The 2317-nt window shown below is 65.8% G+C and carries 2 protein-coding genes; both read left to right on the top strand.

Annotated features, from left to right (window positions below):
• The coding region (locus SE92_RS34640) for a carboxyl transferase domain-containing protein (RefSeq protein WP_283806824.1) at positions 1-609 on the top strand (609 nt) is incomplete at its 5' end.
• Between the two features lie 7 nt (positions 610-616).
• On the top strand, positions 617-2317 hold a 1701-nt coding region (locus tag SE92_RS34635), incomplete at its 3' end, for an acetyl-CoA carboxylase biotin carboxylase subunit (protein WP_063203932.1).

Here is a 2317-nt window from a genome sequence, read left to right as displayed (position 1 = left end):
ACGGGCTTTGGCCGCATCGCGGGCCGCACGGTGGGCTTCGTCGCCAACCAGCCGATGGTGCTGGCCGGCGTGCTCGACAGCGATGCCTCTCGCAAGGCCGCGCGCTTTGTTCGCTTTTGTGATGCCTTCAACATCCCGATCGTCACCTTCGCCGACGTGCCGGGCTTCCTGCCGGGCACCGCGCAGGAATATGGCGGCCTGATCAAGCACGGCGCCAAGCTGCTGTTCGCCTATTCCCAGTGCACCGTGCCGCTGGTCACCATCATCACCCGCAAGGCCTATGGCGGCGCCTTCGACGTCATGGCGTCGAAAGAGATCGGCGCCGACATGAACTACGCCTGGCCGACCGCCCAGATCGCGGTGATGGGCGCCAAGGGCGCGGTCGAGATCATCTTCCGCAGCGACATCGGCGACCCCGACAAGATCGCCGCGCGCACCAAGGAATACGAAGACCGCTTCCTGTCCCCCTTCATCGCCGCCGAGCGCGGCTACATCGACGACGTTATCATGCCGCACTCGACGAGGAAGCGGATCGCGCGGGCGCTGGCGATGCTGAAGGACAAGAAGGTCGAGATGCCTTTGAAAAAGCACGACAATTTTCCGTTGTGAGATCGCAGTGTTCAAGAAAATCCTGATCGCCAATCGCGGCGAAATCGCCTGCCGGGTCATCAAGACCGCTCGCAAGATGGGAATTGAGACGGTCGCGGTCTATTCCGAAGCCGACCGCGACGCCCTCCATGTCGAGATGGCCGACGAAGCGGTGCTGATCGGCCCGCCGGCCGCGGCCGAGAGCTATCTGGTGATCGAGAAGATCGTCGAGGCCTGCCGCAAGACCGGCGCCGAGGCCGTGCATCCCGGCTACGGCTTCCTGTCCGAGCGCGAGGCGTTTCCGCGCGCGCTGGAGGCGGCCGGCATCGTGTTCATCGGCCCGAACCCCGGCGCCATCGCGGCGATGGGCGACAAGATCGAATCCAAGAAGGCCGCCGCCAAGGCCAAGGTCTCGACCGTGCCCGGCTATCTCGGCGTGATCGAGGATGACAGGCACGCGGTGAAGATCGCCGACGAGATCGGCTATCCCGTCATGATCAAGGCCTCCGCCGGAGGTGGAGGCAAGGGCATGCGCATCGCGCATTCGACCGCCGAGGTCGCCGAAGGTTTCAACCTCGCCAAGGCGGAGGCCAAGGCCTCGTTCGGCGACGACCGCGTCTTCGTCGAGAAGTTCATCGTCGATCCCCGCCATATCGAGATCCAGGTGCTGGGCGACAAGCACGGCAACGTCATCTATCTCGGCGAGCGCGAATGCTCGATCCAGCGCCGCAACCAGAAGGTCATCGAGGAGGCGCCGTCGCCGCTGCTCGACGAAGCCACCCGCCGCAAGATGGGCGAGCAGGCGGTCGCGCTGGCGAAAGCCGTGAACTACGATTCCGCCGGCACCGTCGAGTTCGTCGCAGGGCAAGACAAGAGCTTCTACTTCCTGGAGATGAACACGCGTCTGCAGGTTGAGCATCCCGTCACCGAGCTCGTCACCGGTGTCGACCTCGTCGAGCAGATGATCCGCGTTGCGAGCGGCGAGAAGCTCGCGCTGACGCAGAAGGACGTCACGCTGACCGGCTGGGCCGTGGAGTCGCGTCTCTATGCCGAAGATCCGTTCCGCAACTTCCTGCCCTCGATCGGGCGCCTGGTGAAGTATCGCCCGCCGGCGGAAGCCAGCCACGACGGCATCACCATCCGCAACGACACCGGCGTGCAGGAGGGCGGCGAGATCTCGATCCATTACGATCCGATGATCGCAAAACTCGTGACGCATGCGCCGTCGCGCGCCGCGGCGATCGAGGCGCAGGCGACCGCGCTGGATTCGTTCTATGTCGACGGCATCCGCCACAACATCCCGTTCCTCTCGGCCTTGATGCATCATCCGCGCTGGCGCGAGGGCCGGCTCTCGACCGGCTTCATCGCCGAGGAATTCCCCAAGGGCTTTGCGGTGCGCGTGCCCGAAGGAGAGGTCGCGCGGCGCATCGCCGCGGTTGGCGCCGTCATCGATCACGTGCTGGGCGAGCGCAAGCGGCAGATCTCCGGCCAGATGGGCGGCCGTGTCGTGCAGCGCGAGCGCCGCCGTGCGGTCTGGCTCGATCGCCAGGAGATCCAGCTCGAGGTCGGACGCGAGGGCGATGCGATCGCGGTGCGTTTCGTCGATGCCGCCGGCAAGCCCGGCAATGCGCATCTGTTGCAGTCGCCGTGGAAGCCGGGCGATCCGGTCTGGCAGGGCACCATCGACGGCCACTTGGTCGCGGTGCAGGCGCGGCCGATTCCCAATGGC

Source organism: Bradyrhizobium sp. AT1 (genome assembly GCF_001590795.1).
Classification (GTDB): Bacteria; Pseudomonadota; Alphaproteobacteria; order Rhizobiales; family Xanthobacteraceae; genus Bradyrhizobium.
Note: the sequence above shows the minus strand (reverse complement) of the source record. Positions and strands in the feature narration are given on the sequence as shown.